17 protein-coding genes are annotated in these 18,780 nt (G+C 40.1%); 13 read left to right on the top strand and 4 right to left on the bottom strand.

What is annotated here, in order from left to right; all coding sequences use genetic code 11:
- Nucleotides 1–25: 25 nt before the first annotated feature.
- The 5 genes from H4J54_RS12290 to H4J54_RS12270 all read left to right on the top strand — a co-directional run bounded on the left by H4J54_RS12290 (nucleotide 26) and on the right by H4J54_RS12270 (nucleotide 3,005).
- Nucleotides 26–898: a sulfurtransferase gene (locus tag H4J54_RS12290; RefSeq protein ID WP_182191159.1), complete on the top strand. Its 873-nt coding sequence runs from the start codon at nucleotides 26–28 to the stop codon at nucleotides 896–898.
- 384 nt (nucleotides 899–1,282) lie between these two features.
- Entirely contained in the window at nucleotides 1,283–1,576 is a 294-nt protein-coding gene (locus H4J54_RS12285) for a hypothetical protein (protein WP_182191158.1), read from the top strand.
- Between the two features lie 13 nt (nucleotides 1,577–1,589).
- The gene (pspA, locus tag H4J54_RS12280; RefSeq protein WP_182191157.1) at nucleotides 1,590–2,252 is read left to right on the top strand and encodes a phage shock protein PspA; all 663 of its coding nucleotides are present in this window, start codon (nucleotides 1,590–1,592) and stop codon (nucleotides 2,250–2,252) included.
- Nucleotides 2,253–2,402: 150 nt separating this feature from the next.
- A complete protein-coding gene (locus H4J54_RS12275) occupies nucleotides 2,403–2,615 on the top strand; it encodes a PspC domain-containing protein (RefSeq protein WP_182191156.1) in 213 nt (70 codons plus the stop codon).
- A 51-nt stretch (nucleotides 2,616–2,666) separates the two neighbouring features.
- On the top strand, nucleotides 2,667–3,005 hold the full coding sequence (locus H4J54_RS12270; RefSeq protein WP_182191155.1) for a hypothetical protein: 339 nt from the start codon (nucleotides 2,667–2,669) through the stop codon (nucleotides 3,003–3,005).
- 241 nt (nucleotides 3,006–3,246) lie between these two features.
- Here H4J54_RS12270 and H4J54_RS12265 read toward each other — a convergent pair whose 3' ends face one another.
- The gene (locus H4J54_RS12265) at nucleotides 3,247–3,450 is read right to left on the bottom strand and encodes a hypothetical protein (RefSeq protein WP_182191154.1); all 204 of its coding nucleotides are present in this window, start codon (nucleotides 3,448–3,450) and stop codon (nucleotides 3,247–3,249) included.
- 68 nt (nucleotides 3,451–3,518) lie between these two features.
- Here H4J54_RS12265 and H4J54_RS12260 point away from each other — a divergent pair, with 68 nt between their 5' ends.
- The 3 genes from H4J54_RS12260 to H4J54_RS12250 are packed head-to-tail and all read left to right on the top strand — an operon-like array spanning nucleotide 3,519 to nucleotide 5,764.
- The gene (locus tag H4J54_RS12260) at nucleotides 3,519–3,989 is read left to right on the top strand and encodes a copper chaperone PCu(A)C (protein ID WP_182191153.1); all 471 of its coding nucleotides are present in this window, start codon (nucleotides 3,519–3,521) and stop codon (nucleotides 3,987–3,989) included.
- A gap of 8 nt (nucleotides 3,990–3,997) precedes the next feature.
- Nucleotides 3,998–4,990 carry a DUF2333 family protein gene (locus H4J54_RS12255; protein WP_182191152.1) on the top strand — a complete coding sequence of 331 codons (993 nt, stop codon included), beginning with the start codon at nucleotides 3,998–4,000 and terminating at the stop codon, nucleotides 4,988–4,990.
- Nucleotides 4,991–4,996: 6 nt separating this feature from the next.
- Nucleotides 4,997–5,764, top strand: coding sequence for a TIGR04219 family outer membrane beta-barrel protein (locus tag H4J54_RS12250; RefSeq protein ID WP_182191151.1), 768 nt, complete (start codon nucleotides 4,997–4,999; stop codon nucleotides 5,762–5,764).
- A 758-nt stretch (nucleotides 5,765–6,522) separates the two neighbouring features.
- Here H4J54_RS12250 and H4J54_RS12245 read toward each other — a convergent pair.
- The 3 genes from H4J54_RS12245 to hslR all read right to left on the bottom strand — a co-directional run bounded on the left by H4J54_RS12245 (nucleotide 6,523) and on the right by hslR (nucleotide 12,029).
- Nucleotides 6,523–10,368 carry a S8 family serine peptidase gene (locus H4J54_RS12245; RefSeq protein ID WP_182191150.1) on the bottom strand — a complete coding sequence of 1,282 codons (3,846 nt, stop codon included), beginning with the start codon at nucleotides 10,366–10,368 and terminating at the stop codon, nucleotides 6,523–6,525.
- Nucleotides 10,369–10,748: 380 nt separating this feature from the next.
- Complete coding sequence (gene hslO / locus H4J54_RS12240) at nucleotides 10,749–11,606, bottom strand: Hsp33 family molecular chaperone HslO (protein WP_182191194.1); 858 nt, start codon at nucleotides 11,604–11,606, stop codon at nucleotides 10,749–10,751.
- 9 nt (nucleotides 11,607–11,615) lie between these two features.
- Nucleotides 11,616–12,029, bottom strand: a complete 414-nt coding sequence (gene hslR / locus H4J54_RS12235) for a ribosome-associated heat shock protein Hsp15 (RefSeq protein WP_182191149.1) — start codon at nucleotides 12,027–12,029, stop codon at nucleotides 11,616–11,618.
- Nucleotides 12,030–12,390: 361 nt separating this feature from the next.
- Here hslR and gspC point away from each other — a divergent pair, with 361 nt between their 5' ends.
- The 5 genes from gspC to gspG are packed head-to-tail and all read left to right on the top strand — an operon-like array spanning nucleotide 12,391 to nucleotide 18,763.
- A complete protein-coding gene (gene gspC, locus H4J54_RS12230) occupies nucleotides 12,391–13,347 on the top strand; it encodes a type II secretion system protein GspC (protein ID WP_182191148.1) in 957 nt (318 codons plus the stop codon).
- Between the two features lie 17 nt (nucleotides 13,348–13,364).
- A complete protein-coding gene (gspD, locus tag H4J54_RS12225) occupies nucleotides 13,365–15,458 on the top strand; it encodes a type II secretion system secretin GspD (protein WP_182191147.1) in 2,094 nt (697 codons plus the stop codon).
- Between the two features lie 2 nt (nucleotides 15,459–15,460).
- Complete coding sequence (gene gspE / locus H4J54_RS12220) at nucleotides 15,461–17,056, top strand: type II secretion system ATPase GspE (protein WP_182191146.1); 1,596 nt, start codon at nucleotides 15,461–15,463, stop codon at nucleotides 17,054–17,056.
- 46 nt (nucleotides 17,057–17,102) lie between these two features.
- Nucleotides 17,103–18,326, top strand: a complete 1,224-nt coding sequence (gene gspF, locus H4J54_RS12215) for a type II secretion system inner membrane protein GspF (RefSeq protein WP_182191145.1) — start codon at nucleotides 17,103–17,105, stop codon at nucleotides 18,324–18,326.
- A 2-nt stretch (nucleotides 18,327–18,328) separates the two neighbouring features.
- Complete coding sequence (gene gspG, locus H4J54_RS12210) at nucleotides 18,329–18,763, top strand: type II secretion system major pseudopilin GspG (RefSeq protein WP_182191144.1); 435 nt, start codon at nucleotides 18,329–18,331, stop codon at nucleotides 18,761–18,763.
- Nucleotides 18,764–18,780: the final 17 nt, after the last annotated feature.

Raw genomic sequence — 18,780 nt, 5'->3', positions numbered from 1 at the left:
ACGCTTATCAGTAAGAGTTTAGATCATGACGTATTTTCAGCAATTAATTTCCTGTATCGATTTGCACGCGATACTCGCTAGTAAGGACCTTGTGGTGTTAGATGCGAGTATTCCACCTGTGGGTAACATGGCTGCGCCAGCATATAGTTGGCCTGAATATCGTCTGCCCAACGCTCGCCGTTTCGACTTAAATCAACACTTCTCAGATCTAGCGAGTGATTTACCCCACACCATGCCATCAGCTAGTCATTTTGAGCAAGCTGCAAAAGCGTTAGGCATTAACCAGCAAAGCCAAATTGTGGTTTATGATGATTTAGGTTTATTTTCTGCCGCGCGGGCTTGGTATATGTTTAGAGCCATGGGCCATACAAATATTGCCGTATTAGACGGTGGCTTACCTTATTGGCTCAAATTGAAGAAACCTGTCATGGATCCCCAAACTGATATCCATGCTAAGGATCAGCAAGTTATTGGCAATTTTATTGCCAAAGAGCAAGTGGGCTATTTTTGTGACTGGCGTGAAGTTGCCACTCAAACGGATTCGCAAGCTGAACTTATTCTCGATGCTCGTGCTGAACGTCGCTTTAAAGGATTAGATGCAGAGCCTCGTGCGGGTGTGCGTAGCGGCCATATGCCAAATGCAAAAAACTTAGCCTACCAGCATTTGTTCAATCAAGGTCTGTTTAAATCTCCTGATGAATTAGCTGAAATTTTTGCCCATATTAACGCCAATAAACAAGCTATGATCATGAGCTGCGGCTCAGGTGTTACCGCTTGCATTTTGGCGCTGGCTGCAGACATTATCGGTCATAAAAGTGTGCGAGTTTATGACGGCTCTTGGAGCGAATGGGGCTCGTTACCTAACACAATCGTTGCAAACTCCACGAATAACTTCTAGTAAAAATAAGGCTATCAGTACCGTCCCGCCTACCTACCTAGCTATTTATGATGACGGCAGCGTTTATTTTGCTGTCATCATAACTACAAATCTGCCTGCGAATGGCCTAGCTATAAATTTGATTATGGCTACCAAGCGGCCAAATAAAATCTTAAATTAATTATTGGTCAATTTCACTAATTTCAGTGGGGATATTGACCAAATTATAGTTTGACATATTATGTCTTACGATGAGGCCCTATCTCAATAACTTTAAAATAACAATAATAACAGCAAGTTAAATATTTTTAAGCAATTGGCACAGCACTTGTAATAGTAATATTAGATACCAACTTGAAGCGTTAACTATTCAGGCTTCAAGTGACTCACATAAGGATATTAATAATGAAACTATTACAAAGTAAACAGACATTACGCGCGGTTTTATTATCTTGTACTTTGCTATTTACGATCAATACTTATGCACAAGATACCGGCTTATCGCAAAATTTAACCTTAAGCGTACAGGCACAAAAACAAAAAGTTCAGCGTGATCTATCTGCAGAACTCGCAGATTCAATCAAGGCTGATCTAGATCGTTTTTCGACGCGCTACAGTACAGTGAAAACTCAAGAGTTAGCGGCAGTTTCAAAGCAAAAAAAATTAGCGACAAATAAACAACAAACTTCAGCGTATTAATAGGAGAAATACCATGGGCATGTTTTCAAGATTTACCGATATTATTAACGCCAATATTAACGCCATGTTAGATAAGGCAGAGGAACCAGAAAAAATGATCAAGTTGATCATTGAGGAAATGGCAGAAACCTTGGTTGAAGTGCGTTCAGCAGCGGCTAAGCAGATTGCAGAAAAGAAAACACTGATGCGCCATATACGTGCAATGGAAAGTCGCGTTGCACATTGGCAGCAAAAAGCTGAACTTGCTTTAAATAAGAGTCGCGAAGACTTAGCCAAATCTGCGCTAGTTGAAAAACAAAGTTGTATACAAAAACTAGCAGAATTTAATGAAGAGTTAAGCCAATTTGATGAGTACTTAAATGCGCTTCAGCTAGATAGTCAACGTTTGCAAGATAAATTAACGGAGGCGAAGCGTAAACAGGAAGTCTTTGCAATACGCCAACAAGCCGCAGAAGTGTGCTTGAAAGTGCGTGAGAAAGTTGCCATTGATAATATTGACCAAGCGATCAGTAAATTTGAGCTTTATCAACAAAAAATTGACCGTGTTGAAGCGGCAGTTGAAGCCTATGATATGACATCGTCAAAAACTTTAGATAGCCAGTTTCGTACACTAGAAAATGATGAAACCATGGAGCAAGCGTTAGCGCAATTAAAGCAAAAAATAGCTAAAGGTTAACGGGCAGTCATTATTAATGCCGCGCTTTGATCTTGGGTAATCCTTGGTGTTATCTTTATAACGCCTGTGGTTAGCTACTTTATTGGCGTGTTATTAATATTTTTCAATTTAATGTATAAAAGTGCTCAGCTTGGGCACGAGGAGTAAGTGATGAGCTTTAATCGCGAGTATTCAGTTAATAAAACCTTAACTAAAGATGTAGTACATAAAAAATTATCAGGTGTTTGTGGCGGTATTGCTAAGTATTACAATTTGCCTCGCCTAGCGGTTAGAGTAGGCGCTATTCTCGCTTTATTGATGTTCCCTGTTGCCACAGGCGTCGCTTATTTAGTCGCTACCATGTTAATGCCAACTAAAGCTTAACGCGTTAAATTTGTTTGAAGATATTTTTGAAGATATTAAAGGGAGCAAGTTATGTCATTTTTTAAATCATTATTTCTAGCTATATTTGCCACATTATTTTTAACTTATGTTTTAGGTGTCAGTTTTATAGATTTATTTGATGTTGACATTTATATGGGAGAGCAAATGGTTGAACCTTTAAAGGCCATTAGTATTTCAGCATTAGTGGTGGTGCTACTGGTGTTAGTGGCCTTAGCAATAGCGATGAGTGTATTTGGTTCATTGATTTTTATTGTTATGTTGTTACTAGGTGGCGGCGCTATGTTATTGGTGGGTGTGTTTTGGCCCATATTTTTAGTGGCTGGCGTTATTTGGTTAATCACACGAGATAAAAGCTCTGTTCAATGCTAATGCTAATGTTTTTCTGCGGATATGAATATTAATGAAGATGAAATGTCAGCAGAAAAGTTAAAAATAATAAAATGTTCAACATAGCGAGTTGATCTTTACACTTATCTTCACAGTAAAAACATTGACACTAATAGTAGTAATAGCTTTCAGCGTTCTATATTGAACCTATGATTTAACCTATGACCCATACAGCTAAAAGCAGAAGGGCGTTAAAATAGTTGACTAATAACTATTAACTAAGTTAGCTACACTTAATAAAGTCATTGAAGTCGCTACCTACACGAAAACACTTTTTTTCATCTTGGGTCAATATCCAGAAAATATCATCACGGGTATTCGTCAGCGTAAATAAACCACAGAGCTCACTATGGCTTTTTTTTATTAAGGGGTTAATGTCGATGAGTAGAATACCCTGGGGTTTATTTGAAATAATTAAGTTATCCATTTCGCCCAAGCTTAGTTACAATGATGATAACGAATCATAATATGAATAAAAAGGATGTATAGCAGCTTATGAGGAATGTATTTTTACCCATAATTTCACTGGTGATAGTCGTGAGTAGTGTTTTTGCCAATATAAGCTTGGCAAGTGAGAACACCAAGCTGGTAGTTGAAAATGGCTATGCAAGGGAGAGTATCCCAGGTACGTCGATTTCTTCTGCTTATATGACGATAAAAAATTTATCCGCAAAAAATATTCGACTCATTGCCGCAACAAGTGCAGTAAGTGACCGGATTGAAATTCATCAACATACTATGTCTGATGGCTTAATGCGTATGCGCCAACGTGACTATGTAGAAATTTCAGCTCAAAATAATACCGTATTTCAGCCTTCAGGTTTTCATTTAATGATTTTTGATTTAAAACACCCCTTAAAGGCGAAAGAAAATATTATAATCACCCTGTCTTTTGACGATCAATCTAGCATAGATGTAAATTATACTGTTCAAGGTCTTAAACAGAAAAAGCATGAGCACCATTAGGAGTAGTTATGAAAGTTAATATCTCAATAAAAACTGTTATTTCAGGATTTTTAGCGCTATTTTTTGTGCTGTATTTACTTGGCGTTTATTGGAGCTTTGAACCAGAACAATTCGATATTCGTGCTGAAGTGACAAAAGCAGCAACAGCAGAAAATGTCACTCCTGTTGTCGGTTATACCACCACAACGGCATTAATTCGTGTGACTGAAACCTTACTGCATAAGCCAGGTGGTTATTTATCTAATGATGCGCTGCCACCATCAGTGTTTTTAGATAATATCCCCGCATGGGAGTTCGGCGCACTTGAAATGATAAGAGATATGTCGTTGGTAATGCGCCAAGAATTTAGTCGTTCGCAATCTCAGTCAGTTGAAAACAAAAATTTAAAAGTGGCTCAACCACAGCTCAATATTGATAACACCAGTTGGGCTATTCCTAGCGCTGAAGGTGAATACCAAAAAGCAATTAATGAGTTATATGCATACAGAACGGCATTGACTCAGATAAATAATCAATCAGCTCAGTTTTACACGCGTTCTGATAACCTACGCGCTTGGATTCAAGAAGCCACTAAACGTTTAGGCAGTTATTCTCAACGCTTAAGTGCCAGTGTTGGCCGCGAACAAATTAATGTTGATCTTGCAGGCGATAGAGTCGCAAAACAATCGACATCAAGCGCAGCAAGCATGGAGCTAAAAACAAGTTGGTGGGTTATAGATAATGAATTTTATGAAGCCCGTGGCGCTTGTTGGGCCTTGTTGCACTTTTTGAAGGCCATCGAAATAGACTTCAATGATGTCCTAGGACAGAAGAATGCTAAAGTAAGTGTACAACAAATTATTCGCGAATTAGAAGCAAGCCAAGAAGCCATTTGGAGTCCGATGATTTTAAATGGTGATGGCTTTGGTGTGCTGGCAAATCATTCGTTAGTGATGGCTAATTATATATCACGTGCAAATGCAGCACTGATTGATTTAGACGACTTATTGAGTCAAGGATAATAAAACATGAAAAAAATAGTACTAGCAGCAGCACTTGCATCGATTTTATCTACTAATGTTCAAGCGGATGCTTTAGGCATCTATTTGGGTGGTCAAGTATGGGACAACCAAGCTTCTGGCACTTTTGGCGATGCTAGTTCACAAGTTGATTTTAACTTAGCGGATGAAAAACAAAACAGCTTTTTTATTGCCTTTGAGCACCCTTTGCCGTTAATTCCCAATATACGTATTGCCTCTACTTCCCTAGAGACGATAGGAAACACAAGCTTAACGGCTGACTTTGAATTTGAAGGTGAAACTTTTAGCACAGATGCTAATGTGAATGCTAATTTTAATGTCAGTTATCTTGATTACACACTTTATTATGAGTTATTTGATAATGATCTATTATCATTTGATTTTGGTTTGACCGCCCGTGATTTTGACGGTGACGTAACGGTATCAGCACAAGCCAATTCAGGCACTGAATCGGTTACACAATCAGCTAGCATTGAAGTGACTGACGTAGTACCTATGTTATATGCGAGAACTAACGTTGGCTTACCTTTAACGGGTTTAAATCTATATGCACAAGGCAACTTTTTATCAATCGACAATCACACACTTTATGACTATGAAGTTGGTGTGAGCTATGAGCTTGTTGATAACTTAGTTGTTGATGTAAATATTAATGCCGGTTACCGTGCAGTTAAGCTAGAGTTAGAGGACTTAAATGACTTGTATAGCAACATTGAATTTGACGGTGTATTTATTGGTACTACTATTCACTTTTAATACTTAACGCTAGACAATAAAAAAAGCAGGGCTGAGCAATCAGTCCTGCTTTTTTATTATTTGAATCACCCTATTCTCTAAGTCATGTCAAATGCCATTTAGTACGAAGGATGAATGATAGTGCACTTTAAATTTCCCTCAGAGCATATGTCTTTAAAATTTTTTTTGGCACCTTATCGGCAAATCAAGCGATTACTTATTATCAGAAACATAAGAAACTTAGCACATACTTAAAGCTGTTGTGCTTAGGTAAAATATATCAGGACAAGGCGCTCGACTCAGGAGTTGATTACTATCGGGGGGGAACGTACAGGCTTTTAGTGCTAGGAAAAACCTAAGTACTCACATTCATGTGAGTAACGCTGTTATGGTATATTTTAACCCGCACAAATGGGCAATAATTGCATTGATATTAATACCCGCTTTGGCCGTTTGTGCTAATGAAGATGCCTGCTTCCTTCCTTATCAATGTTAAAGCGCTAGATTAAAACCTTTAGCTTAGATGTCTTTAACTTTCAATGCGTTGATAAATACTAGGGTGCAGAGGTAGTTATAATGCCTTATTAGCTAGCTTAAGCAGTGAGTAAGGCAATTTACTTCGGCTAACTTTTTGATGCTGATGGCTTAATAAGAGGGACGTTTAACGAGTAAATAAAATTTTAATACTCTTGCTGTGGAATAAATAATAAAAAAGCCATCAACTTAATGTTGATGGCTTTTATTTTTATAGGTTTTGAATTAACAACCTAGCTATGAAACTATACTTTTTTGCGACGAGTAAATAACATAGGTGTTAGTAGTAGCATTAACCAACCGAATGAACCACTTTCTTTCTTATTAACAATTGAAGCTGACGCCACTGTTGCATTAGTGTTGCCGTTTCCATCATTAACCGTTAGTTGGAAAGATACTGTTTCATCTTTCGATACTTTTGGCGCTACAAAGGTAAATGATGCCGCACTTGCATCAAAGCCAACAGGCGTACCTGAAAGTTGAACCCAAGAATAGGTTAATGCATCAGCATTAGCATCTGAAGAGGTTGAACCATCAACAGTGACTGAACTTCCTTCTGTTGTTGTTGAAAGTCCTGTAATTAAAGCTACAGGAGCTACTTCAACTACACCAAACGTATAAACAGACTCAATTGTATCACTGCCTAAAGTGTTCGTTAGCCTAACTTCATTATCCATACTTGCAGTACGAGGAATTAAGTCAAAACCAACTGACAACATTTCAGTTGACATGCCAACAGCACGAGTAATTGTCCAAGTAACCGTATTATCTGCAACAACACCATCGTTATTTACGTTTGCTATTTCCTGACCTGAAGTGACTTCAGCAACTAGCGTGTAAACTTTATCACTGTTAGTGAAGTTAGGAGCAATGTTGAAAGCTACAGGATGTGCTTCACCTGGTGTCATTGTTTGCACACCATTTTCTAGCTCATCGGATACACTTTCTACAACATCGGGTTCACCTAATGTGATTGACCAAGGCAATACGATATTACTATCAGCATCTTTTAATTCAATCAAGCCAGCCGTATTTTCTGCGCCTGTCCAGCTGAGTGTTAAGTCGAAATCTGCATCACTTTGAATTACCGATGTAGTGACAACTTCACTAATTGAACCGTCAACCAATTGCGTTGTAGACACTTTTACATCGACAGCATCAGTGGCACCAGGTGCAGATGGTGTGTAGGCTCTTGCTACAACCCAATAATCCCCAGCCGGTAAATCTGTTAAAGATACCATTTCATTAGAACTACTACTAAAGCTACCCCCAAGGTATGTGAAGTTGCCATTATATATTTCTAAATCAGCATCTAGCGCCTCATCAGAGCTCATCGAAAATACAGCTAAAGGCATAATGGCATCAAAGGTAATTGAGAATAAATCATAATCACCATCTGTAACCGCTAATGTACGCTCTTCAATGACTTTCGCTTCGTATGTTGAAGCAGTTACTGTGCCTGTCAGGTCTTTGGCTTTCAAACCTGTGTAAGTAATTGAACCATCAGCGCGGTTGGCAACAACAGATGCTTCTGCAGGCAGGTTATTACCTGATACTTGCACCATTACGGGTAATCTAGCACTAGGAATAGCTTCAGAAGTTAATGTCACGTCACCGAAGTTCCATGCATTTACTTCAGCTTCGCTAACGTCAGCAGTCACTGTAATGGTTTGTGTTTCACCCGCTTTAATATCGAAGCTTGTTGGTGTAACTGTTAGTGCCATATCGTTAGGAACTGGCGTAGTTGAAGGAGCTACTGGTGCTGTAGTTGGTGTGTTTGCTGTCACTGTCCAATTTGCATCTTTAGTTGCTGTAAAGGTACGAGTCCATGAACAGGTATCGATACATTTAGTGTTAGTCATTGAAGGGATGTTTAATGATGAAGGAACACCAGCAACAGCAGGGTTTGCTTTCATGTAGTTAGCAAAAGTTTCATCCATGATTAAACCAGTATCCGTTGCTAAATTAACACGAATGCTACCCGACCCCATATCAAATACATCAGCCGCTGTTTCACCATCTTCTTTACGAACATCAGTAACAGCAGTCAACATTAATGCTGAACGAATATTATCAGGTGTCCATGTTGGGTGAGCTGATTTTAATACCGCACCAGCGCCAGCCGTATGGGGTGCTGACATTGATGTGCCTTGTAAGAACGCATAATCTGTAGGGGCAGTTCCAGTTACATCATGTCCAAATTGTTGATCTGAATAGGCAGCATAAATTGACACCCCGGGCGCAGTTACCGATGGAGTCATGATATCCGCAACAGTGTTGTTAGGACCGCGTGACGAGAACTCAGCCATGTCATCGGCTTGGCCTACATTTAATGTAATCGCAGGATCAATAGACATAGTCACTGTTGGATTTTCAGCCAACTCAGCTAATAGAGCAATACCTGAATTTTGCGAGATAGCAACAGAAGGTATAGTTGTATTTTCTAGTCCTGACATGGTGATACTAGCATCACCATCTTTATTGTTATAAACAATAACGGCAGCCGCTCCTGCATCAGTTGCATTTGTAACTTTATCGGCGAAAGCACAGGTACCACGACTAATGAGTGCAATTGCATCTTTAAATGCATCAGCAGCAAAAGCAGAACAACCTTCAAAGTTGGCGGCATCGATGCTCTTAGATGAAATAGCTAAAGCGGTTACCGTTTCATCAAATACAGGCCCAGTGCCTGCAGTAAAAACATAGTTACTCTCGTTGAATTTAACAAAAGTGTCTAATGTTCTACCATGTGTTGAAGCACCTACAACGGTATACCACGGGGCATTTTTAGGAGTGGTATATGCATCTGAACCACTGTTACCCGCTGAGACAGCTGAAAATATTCCCGTTTCTTGTGCGGCTAAAAAGCCAAGTTCAGTTGAGCTTGTCCAAGGATCACCACCACCACTGATTGAGTAATTTAACACGTCTACGCCATCAGTAATTGCATCATCTAGGGCCGCAATAATTGCAGCACCTGGGCAACCAGAATAAGTATCACCTTGGTCACCAGGTCGACAAATTTGATAGGCAACGATGTTGGCATGTGGAGCCACACCAGAAATTTGATCAAAAGAGAAGGTTTCATTAACAACACCATCACTTTCTGCTACACCACTTTCGCCAGACACAAGCGGAGCATTTTTTATTATATTACCACCAGCAGTACTGGCAGTATGCGAACCATGTCCGCCGTAATCCTCACCATTCTTTGCTGGCGGCATGTCACCAAATACAGCGGTATCATCATAGAGGTCAGTGATCACAGAGTATGAACGAACACCAATTAACTTGTCATTACACATTGATGCGAAATCACCGGCACAATCACCAACGTAAACACCAGCTCCCCAAGGGTTAATATGATCATAGCCATCACCGCCAACATCAGCAAATGAAGCATGATCTGAATTTATACCACTATCAATAACACCAATGATTACTCCTTCACCCATGTTGATTGCTGATGGGCCTTCACCTTCCCATACTGTTGTGGCACCTATATGAATTGGACCTGTATCAGTATCCATTTGTTCCATGCGCTCACGCTCAACAAATGCAACACTGCTTAACCTTGATAGTTTCGCTGCTTGTGCTTGTGTTAGGCGAAGAGCCATGCCATTTAAGGCATTTTTATAACGGTAAACAACTTCTGCTTTTTTTCCTATCTTGCTAGATGCTTGCGTCAGGAAGTCTTGTTGCTTAGTTTCAAGAAAATTAGCATATTGAATAGCTTCTTTTGACTTTGTGTCCAAACGCAATGCATCACGAACTTGTTGAGATGACATTTTGCTTTTTGCTAACTTAGCATATAAATCTTTTTTAGCTATTTTAGGGTTGGTGGCTGCAAGACCAGCAATACTGCCATCATAAGTAGCTAATGCCATGTCATTCAAACGAACAATGTAAGTGTATTGGCCTTTAGCTAAATCAGCTTCAAAAAAGAATTTTTTAGCAACCGGGCTGTTTACAGCACTTTTGCTATGCGCTGTTGAAGCAATCATTTGACGAGCATCATTGATACTTGCCATAGAACTTAATGATGCGGTCATTATTGCTGTAGAAACAGCTAATGCGACTTTATTTTTCACTGATAATCTCCTTTACGCTTATACAGCGCATTTTATTATATTTTTATTATATTTTTATTATATTTAGCTGATACGAGCTTTAGCCGTTTATATTAAAATTATGTTGTATATTCACTCTTAATTGATTGTATATAAGAACAATTTAAGAATGAATATGAAAATTGAATATACCACGTGTGAATTAAATGTAAATTTTTAGATTGAAGTATTTATATTATTCTTATTTGGGGGGCTTTAATAATCAAATGCGGGTTGTGGTGATATTTTGATTGAAATCAGTCGGTCTGTTGATGATGTTGTGTAGGGATGTATAGCTTTTAATTTTGATAGCCTACGAATAATTCGTAAGCTATCAAGGAGTGAAGTCAGCTTAGATTTACTTAGTGAGTTGTGCCGTCAATGAATGGTGCTAATTGAGGGCGCTTAAATTCATAAGTGGTCAGACAATAATCACAAGTCATCGACACACTACCTTGTTCAACAATAATACTTTCAAGTTCAGTAGGTTCAATTTGAGAAATGGTATTTAAACACTTTTCTTCTGAGCAACTACATTGATAGCTAACGGCTTGCGGTTCAAAGAGTCTAACCTCTTCTTGATGATATAACCGGTAAAGCAAGTCTTCGCTAGCTAATGAGAATATCTCTTCAGATTTAATCGTATTGGTGAGTTGGCACAAGTGCTCAAAATCGGCTTGTTGTTGCTCTTTATCACCACCATCAGGTAGTAATTGAATTAAGGTGCCTGCTATTTGCGAGCTTTGCTCATCACTAAATAGCCAAATTTTAGTGGGGATTTGTTCTGAAACCTCAAAGTAGTGCTCTAGGCATTCAGCCAAGGTATCTTGTTCAAGCGCTACAACACCTTGATAAGGTTCGCCATTGCTAGGCCGAATAGTGATGATCATATTGCCTTTACCGATAAGGTCTTTCAGCGCCGTTGCCTCGGTGTCGCTCACCATACGTGCAATACCACGCATTTCCTGGCGATTATTGCCATTTACAGCTAAATAACCTATTGGGCCATCCCCTTGAAGTTGTACCGCAATTTCACCTTCAAATTTTAAGGTTGCCGTTAATAAGCAAGTGGCGGCTACTAATTCACCTAACAATTGCTTTACGCCCAGCGGGTAGTCGTGTGCAGCAACAATGTCTTGGAAGGTTTGGCTTAAGTTAACCAATTCGCCTCGAGCATGTAGGTTGTCAAATAAATAGCGATTTAAGATATCTTTTTGCATGGTCACTGTTTATATCCTTTCTTTTAATTGCCGAATTTGTCGACGTTGTTTCTTATCAGGTTTAGTGTCACTGGCTGGGCTGAGCAAAATACCCTGCTGGCGAGCTAAGTTGTTTTTCTCACGGGTTTTAACGCTTTCAGGCGTTTCTTGATAAAGTGTTTGGGCAAAACTTGCATCTCGGCGTTTATCTGCCAGGGCGATCACAATGACATGTTTTTCTTCAAAACCTTGGCGAATGGTAACGCGATCACCTAAAACCACAGCTTTGCCTGATTTACTGCGTTGGCCATTATAGAATACTTTACCGCCATCGATCATCTGTTTTGCAATCGCTCGGGTTTTATAAAAGCGCGCTGCCCACAGCCACTTGTCTAAGCGGGTTGACTGGGTATTATTTGTCTCAATAACGTTAGCTTTGGTCATTGTTTTGTTTATATCCCGTGCAGGCATTATAAATTGGCGAAAGTTAACATAACGGCAATGTTTACGCTAGTTAGAATGCATTTGGTTACATTTTTAAGCTTATACTAAGGTCATTAAATAAGGTCATTAAATTATGGTCCACTTTTATTGCTTAAAATACACTAGGGCAGCGGTGTTATGTTTAGTTTGAAACAATCAACATCTGTCCTGATTTACTTTTGCTGTGCGCAATTAGATCACAAACTTAATGAAAAATGGCATAATTATAGGTAAAAAATAATATGACGTCTTGTTGCCAGACGTTTGGTCAAGTATCATCAAAGCGACTTGAAATCTCCAGACAATAAAAAAATTATAAAAAATGACATTATCGAATAACCTCTCAAACGCGTTTGAGCAGCTTGCTAAACTGCCGCAACAAAAAATTACCCAAGTCATTATCTTGGTGTTGCTTAGTTATATCGCCTTTCTATTTGCGCAAATAACCTGGCTAGGGTTAGCAGAGACAGATCATAATGCGAACTTAACACTCAATAATATCTCGTCTGTTTCAGTAGCACCAAAAGAACAAGTTCAGGTGAAAGCCATTCAAGCACTTAATCTTTTTGGTGTGTTTTCTCAGCAAAATGTAAATCGTGTTGAAGAGGTTGTTGAAGATGCGCCAGAAACACGGCTGCAACTCATTCTAACCGGTGTGGTTGCCAGTAGTAACAAAGCGACTGCCGCTGCAGTAATAGAAAGTGGCGGAAAGCAAGAAACCTATAGTATTGGTGAAAATATTAAAGGCACTCGGGCCGTGTTAGAAGATATTTTTAACGATCGTGTCCTGTTAAAAGTATCAGGTGGCTTAGAAACCTTAATGTTTGAAGGCTTAATATTTGATAAAAACATTAAGGTTATTAAACCACGTTATAATCAGCAAGCCGTGACGCAGCCGACAAAAAATACCAGTCAAAATTTTTCACCCACTAATATTGTTGATCAACGAGATAATAAAGCCCTAGCTCAAGTGACCAAGTCGCTACGAACAGAATTAGCTAGCGACCCAGGTAACATTACTGATTATTTAAAAATCTCCCCTAAACGAGAAAATGGTAAAATTACCGGCTATCAATTAATGCCAGCAAAAGATCCCACTTTTTTTCAAAGTGCGGGTCTTAAGTTAGGTGATGTGGCGGTACAAATGAATGGTTTCGATTTAACCGCGCCAAAAGAGGCAGCTCAAGCGCTACAATCTTTAAAAGAACAACGCGAAGTTTCGCTGTTACTTGACCGTAATGGTGACATAACAGAAATACTCTTCAGTATAGACAATTAGAATAAAAGGAATAATAAATGCGCAAATTATTAAGCGCACCTTGGTATAAGCGAAGCCTTACCGGGGTTGTTACTGCAGTTTTACTCAATAGTGTTTTGCTTTCTGCCAATATCAGTGCGGCAGAATATTCGCCCAATTTCAAAGGCACAGAAATTGGGGAATTTATTAATATTGTCGGTAAAAACTTAAGAAAAACCATGATTGTCGATCCTAACGTACGTGGCAAAGTTAATGTCCGTAGTTATGACTTATTAACTGAAGAGCAATATTATCAATTTTTCCTAAATGTGTTAGAAGTCTATGGTTTTTCTGCCGTATCAATGGACAATAATATTGTTAAAATCATTCGAGATAAAGATGCAAAAACCTCATCCATTCCAGTAGTCGGTAATGAAAATCCCGGTGCAGGTGACGAAATGGTTACCCGTGTGATTGAAGTTAAAAACGTCACAGTTCGCGAGCTTACGCCATTGCTGCGCCAATTATCAGATCAAGCAGGCGGCGGCAACGTGGTTAACTATGATCCTGCCAACGTTATTATGTTAACGGGCACCGCGGCTGTCGTTAATCGTTTGGTGAAAATTATTGAACGGGTTGATAAAGCGGGCGATCAAGACGTACAAATCATTAGCCTTAAATATGCATCGGCTGGCGAAATGGTCCGTATTATTGAGGCAATGAACAAATCTGGCCAAGGCAAAAGCTCTAGTACACCGACTTTTTTAATCCCTAAAATTGTGGCTGATGAACGCACCAATAGCGTTATTGTTAGCGGCGAAGTCAAAGCGCGTGAGCGTGTAGCAAGATTAGTGTCACGCTTGGACAGTGAGTTAGAATCTAACGGAAACACACGGGTTTATCATTTAAAGTACGCAAAATCAGAAGACATGGTGAAAGTACTTCAAGGGGTGAGTGAATCTATCGAAGCAGACTCCTCTACAACCAGTTCATCATCGCGAAAAAGCAACACACGTAATGTCAGTATTGACGCGCATGAAGATACAAATACTTTAGTGATTACCGCCCAACCAGATATGTTGCGCTCATTAGAAGCGGTTATTCGCCAGTTGGATATCCGTCGAGCACAAGTGCTGATTGAAGCCATTATTGTCGAAGTCTTTGAAGGTGACGGCGTCAACTTAGGCGTGCAGTGGTATCATGAATCAGGTGCCGTGTCTCAATTCAACAACGGTGTTACACCTATTAGTGCTGTAGCTGCGGCTGGCGAAGCTGCTCGCTCAACTCCAGGAGATTTGGTACCAGAAGTTAGGGCAGCGGATACTGGAGAGTTGATTACGGCTGCTTATAGAAAGAATGACGTTGATGGTGATTATAGTTTGCTGGCCCAAGTATTAGGCTCTGTTAGTGGCACTATGTTTGGTATTGTGAAAGATGACTGGGGCGCGATAGTCCAAGCGGTAAGTTCAGATACCAATTCAAACTTATTATCTACACCAAGTATTACCACACTTGATAATGAAGAAGCCTATTTTATTGTTGGCCAAGAAGTGCCTATTATTACGGGCGCGCAAACCGGCAGTAACAATAGTAATCCCTTTCAAACAGTAGAGCGCCAAGAAATAGGTATTAAGTTAAAAGTAACACCACAAATTAATGAAGGTAGCGGTGTGCAGTTAACCATTGAACAAGAAGTATCTTCGGTCAGTGGTGCTACGGGTGTTGATATTTCAATTAATAAACGTGAAATTAAAACCACCGTGATGGCTGATGATGGCGCAACCGTTATTTTAGGTGGCTTAATTGATGAAGATGTGCAAGAAAGTGTGCAAAAAGTCCCTTTACTCGGCGACATTCCATTTATCGGCCACTTGTTTAAATCTACCAGTAATACCACGCGTAAGCGTAATTTGATGGTGTTTTTACGGCCAACTATTGTCCGTGATGGCAAATTGATGAATGACCTGAGTAGAGAAAAGTACAACTATATTCGCGCACTAGAAATTCAAAAGAAAGCAGCGGGTCTTGAATTAATGTCGGGTGAGAAGTTGCCTATTTTGCCAAAATGGAATGATCAATTGGCATTACCGCCGTCTTTTGACGAATACATGAAAAAGCGTGATGAAGAAAAGTCATCTGCTGAAAACGAATAGCCATGAGTGACATTGCCCCACAAACACAAGTTCTTGTTAACGCAAATGAACTAAGTGCTGCCAGTGAAAACACCTTAGCACCTGATGCGTCGTCAACCATTGCCGTTAGTGACATTTTGAAAGATGAAAATGTTCGCTTTCGCCTACCCTTTGGTTTTGCTAAGCGCCATAGTGTGTTGGTGGCAAATGACCAGGGTGTGTTACGTTTAGTTTGCACTGACTTGCTCAGTGCTAATATTTTGTTGGAAGTACGTCGTGTACTCAAAGCCCCTTTTACCCTTGACGTAAAAAGTGCCGAAGAGTTTGAACAATTGTTAACTATTGCTTATCAGCGCGACTCATCAGAAGCGCAACAAATGATGGAAGATATTGGTAACGAGGTTGACTTATATTCCCTTGCCGACGAGATGACCGAAACCGAAGACTTATTAGAAAACGAAGACGATGCACCGATTATTAAACTGATCAATGCCATGCTCAGTGAAGCCATTAAAGAAAACGCTTCCGATATTCATATTGAAACCTTTGAACAAGCATTGCAAATTCGCTTCCGTGTTGATGGCGTATTACGTGAAGTGCTAAAGCCTAATCGTAAATTAGCCTCATTACTTGTTTCACGTATCAAGGTGATGGCCAAGCTCGATATTGCGGAAAAACGAATCCCACAAGATGGTCGTATTTCGTTAAAAATAGCGGGTCGAGCCGTTGATGTGCGCGTTTCCACCATGCCAACAGGCCATGGTGAACGTGTAGTTTTGCGCTTACTAGATAAAAACTCAACACGTTTAGACTTAAAAGACTTAGGTATGAGCGATGGTAACCGAGCACGTTTTTCTGAATTAATTGAAAAACCCCACGGCATTATACTGGTGACCGGGCCGACAGGATCAGGTAAAAGTACCACTTTGTATGCCGGTTTAAGCCAAATTGATAGTAAAGAACGTAATATTCTTACGGTTGAAGATCCCATCGAATACGCTATTGAAGGTATTGGACAAACACAAGTTAATACCAAGGTTGATATGACTTTTGCCCGAGGTTTACGTGCGATACTGCGCCAAGATCCCGATGTGGTTATGGTGGGTGAAATTCGAGATTTAGAAACCGCCCAAATTGGCGTGCAAGCGAGTTTGACCGGGCATTTAGTCTTGTCTACTTTACATACCAATACAGCGGCAGGCGCGATAACGCGCATGGAAGACATGGGTGTTGAACCTTTCTTGCTTTCATCAAGTTTGCTAGGTGTTTTAGCGCAGCGATTAGTCAGAACCTTATGTCCGCATTGCCGCGAATGTAGTACCCCATCAGCAGAAGAGCGCAAGTTATTGCAACTAAGTGACGAGGATACCGCGCCAATATACCGATCTGTGGGTTGTGAAGATTGTAATTTTAAAGGTTATCGGGGCCGAACCGGTATTCATGAACTGATTGTCGTTGATGAGAAAGTCCGTGCATTAATTCATAACGGTAAAGGTGAGCAAGCGATTGAAAAATTTATTCGTAAATCAACACCCAGTATACGCCGTGACGGTTTTGATAAAGTCATGCTTGGCGAAACCACGATTGAAGAAGTATTGCGTGTTACGCGCGAAGACTAACAATTGACTCACTAAGTACCTAACTAGGTTAGATAAATTGTAAATTATGGCAGCATTTGATTATCAGGCGGTAGACAGCCGAGGCAAAAATAAAAAAGGGGTTATCGAAGGCGACACCCCTAGACATGTGCGTAATTTATTGCGCGAACAGGGCTTAATGCCAATTGAGGTGACGCCCTGTCTGCAAAAAAGTAAGCAAGGAAGTAAAAAGTCTATTTTTGCTGGCGGTAAAAAAATATCAGCGTCGGAGCTGGCATTAATCACACGGCAACTATCAACCTTAGTTGAATCAGGTTTGCCGATAGAAGAATCCTTGATGGCTGTTGGTGAGCAGTGTGAAAAAATCGCTATAAAAAGCATGATCATGGCGGTGCGTACAAAAGTCACCGAAGGATATGGCTTAGCTGAAAGTATGGCGGAGTTTCCGCAAATATTTAATCACTTATTTCGCGCTATGGTTGCTGCGGGTGAAAAATCAGGCCACCTCGAAAAAGTATTAGACCGTTTAGCGGATTACACCGAAAAGCGACAACAACTGCGCTCGCAGCTTATTCAAGCCTTGGTATACCCCGTTATTATGACCGTAGTGGCCACTGGCGTTATTGCTATATTACTGACCGCAGTTGTCCCCAAAATTGTTGGCCAATTTGAGCACATGGGCGCTAATTTACCCGCCACTACCCAGTTTCTCATTGCCAGTAGTGACTTTTTACGTGACTATGGTTTAGTTATTGTGCTGATTGTCGTCGCACTGATGTTACTTTGGTCGCAACTGCTGAAAAAGGCCAGTTTCAGATTTGCCTATCATAAGCGTTTTCTTGCCGTACCTGGCATAGGTAAAGTAGCAAAAAGTGTTAATACCGCAAGATTTGCTCGTACCTTGAGCATTTTAACCGCGAGTGCCGTTCCTTTATTAGAGAGTATGAAGATATCGGGTGAAGTACTCGACAATTTATATATTAAGCAAAGTGTTAAAGAGTCAGCGGATAAGGTCAGAGAAGGAACAAGTTTACGGGTGTCATTAGAGCAAACTAAGCTGTTTCCTCCCATGATGCTACATATGATCGCCAGTGGCGAAAAAAGTGGTCAACTTGAGCATATGTTAGGTCGAGCTGCAGATAATCAAGATCGTGAGTTTGAGGCTATTATTAATATATCATTAAAAGCATTTGAGCCCGCTTTAATGGTGGTAATGGCCGGTATTGTATTATTTATCGTGATGGCTATTTTACAGCCAATTCTTCAGTTAAATACGTTAATAGGAAATTAGAAATGAAAGCAGTCAGAAATATTCGAGGTTTTACCCTGTTAGAAGTTATGGTCGTTATCGTCATTTTAGGCATTTTAGCTAGTATGGTGGTGCCTAATTTGCTCGGCAGCCAAGAGCGTGCCAATATCCAAAAGGCGGTGTCAGATATTAATGCGTTGGAAACGTCTTTAACCATGTACAAAATGGATAATTATCAGTACCCAACTACGGAGCAAAGCTTAGAAGCACTGGTCACTGAAACGGATATAGAGCCAGCGGCACGTCGTTTTCCACAAGGCGGTTATGTTAAGCGTTTACCTAACGACCCTTGGGGCAATGAATATCAACTACTAAACCCGGGGGAACATAGCGCTATGGACGTGTTTTCTATGGGACCTGATGGTGAACCTGGTACAGACGATGACATTGGCAACTGGAATCTAGGCGATTATCAATAATCAGTCGCCTAGATTAT

Origin of the sequence: Colwellia sp. MB3u-8, assembly GCF_014076985.1 — a bacterium.
GTDB lineage: Bacteria > Pseudomonadota > Gammaproteobacteria > Enterobacterales > Alteromonadaceae > Cognaticolwellia.
Note: the sequence above shows the minus strand (reverse complement) of the source record. Positions and strands in the feature narration are given on the sequence as shown.

Bases quoted from the DNA above. Each gene is read 5' to 3' on its own strand.
- H4J54_RS12290 (WP_182191159.1), top strand. From the start codon at position 26: ATGACGTATTTTCAGCAATTAATTTCCTGTATCGATTTGCACGCGATA.
- H4J54_RS12285 (WP_182191158.1), top strand. From the start codon at position 1,283: ATGAAACTATTACAAAGTAAACAGACATTACGCGCGGTTTTATTATCT.
- pspA (WP_182191157.1), top strand. From the start codon at position 1,590: ATGGGCATGTTTTCAAGATTTACCGATATTATTAACGCCAATATTAAC.
- H4J54_RS12275 (WP_182191156.1), top strand. From the start codon at position 2,403: ATGAGCTTTAATCGCGAGTATTCAGTTAATAAAACCTTAACTAAAGAT.
- H4J54_RS12270 (WP_182191155.1), top strand. From the start codon at position 2,667: ATGTCATTTTTTAAATCATTATTTCTAGCTATATTTGCCACATTATTT.
- H4J54_RS12265 (WP_182191154.1), bottom strand. From the start codon at position 3,450: ATGGATAACTTAATTATTTCAAATAAACCCCAGGGTATTCTACTCATC.
- H4J54_RS12260 (WP_182191153.1), top strand. From the start codon at position 3,519: ATGAGGAATGTATTTTTACCCATAATTTCACTGGTGATAGTCGTGAGT.
- H4J54_RS12255 (WP_182191152.1), top strand. From the start codon at position 3,998: ATGAAAGTTAATATCTCAATAAAAACTGTTATTTCAGGATTTTTAGCG.
- H4J54_RS12250 (WP_182191151.1), top strand. From the start codon at position 4,997: ATGAAAAAAATAGTACTAGCAGCAGCACTTGCATCGATTTTATCTACT.
- hslO (WP_182191194.1), bottom strand. From the start codon at position 11,606: ATGCAAAAAGATATCTTAAATCGCTATTTATTTGACAACCTACATGCT.
- hslR (WP_182191149.1), bottom strand. From the start codon at position 12,029: ATGACCAAAGCTAACGTTATTGAGACAAATAATACCCAGTCAACCCGC.
- gspC (WP_182191148.1), top strand. From the start codon at position 12,391: ATGACATTATCGAATAACCTCTCAAACGCGTTTGAGCAGCTTGCTAAA.
- gspD (WP_182191147.1), top strand. From the start codon at position 13,365: ATGCGCAAATTATTAAGCGCACCTTGGTATAAGCGAAGCCTTACCGGG.
- gspE (WP_182191146.1), top strand. From the start codon at position 15,461: ATGAGTGACATTGCCCCACAAACACAAGTTCTTGTTAACGCAAATGAA.
- gspF (WP_182191145.1), top strand. From the start codon at position 17,103: ATGGCAGCATTTGATTATCAGGCGGTAGACAGCCGAGGCAAAAATAAA.
- gspG (WP_182191144.1), top strand. From the start codon at position 18,329: ATGAAAGCAGTCAGAAATATTCGAGGTTTTACCCTGTTAGAAGTTATG.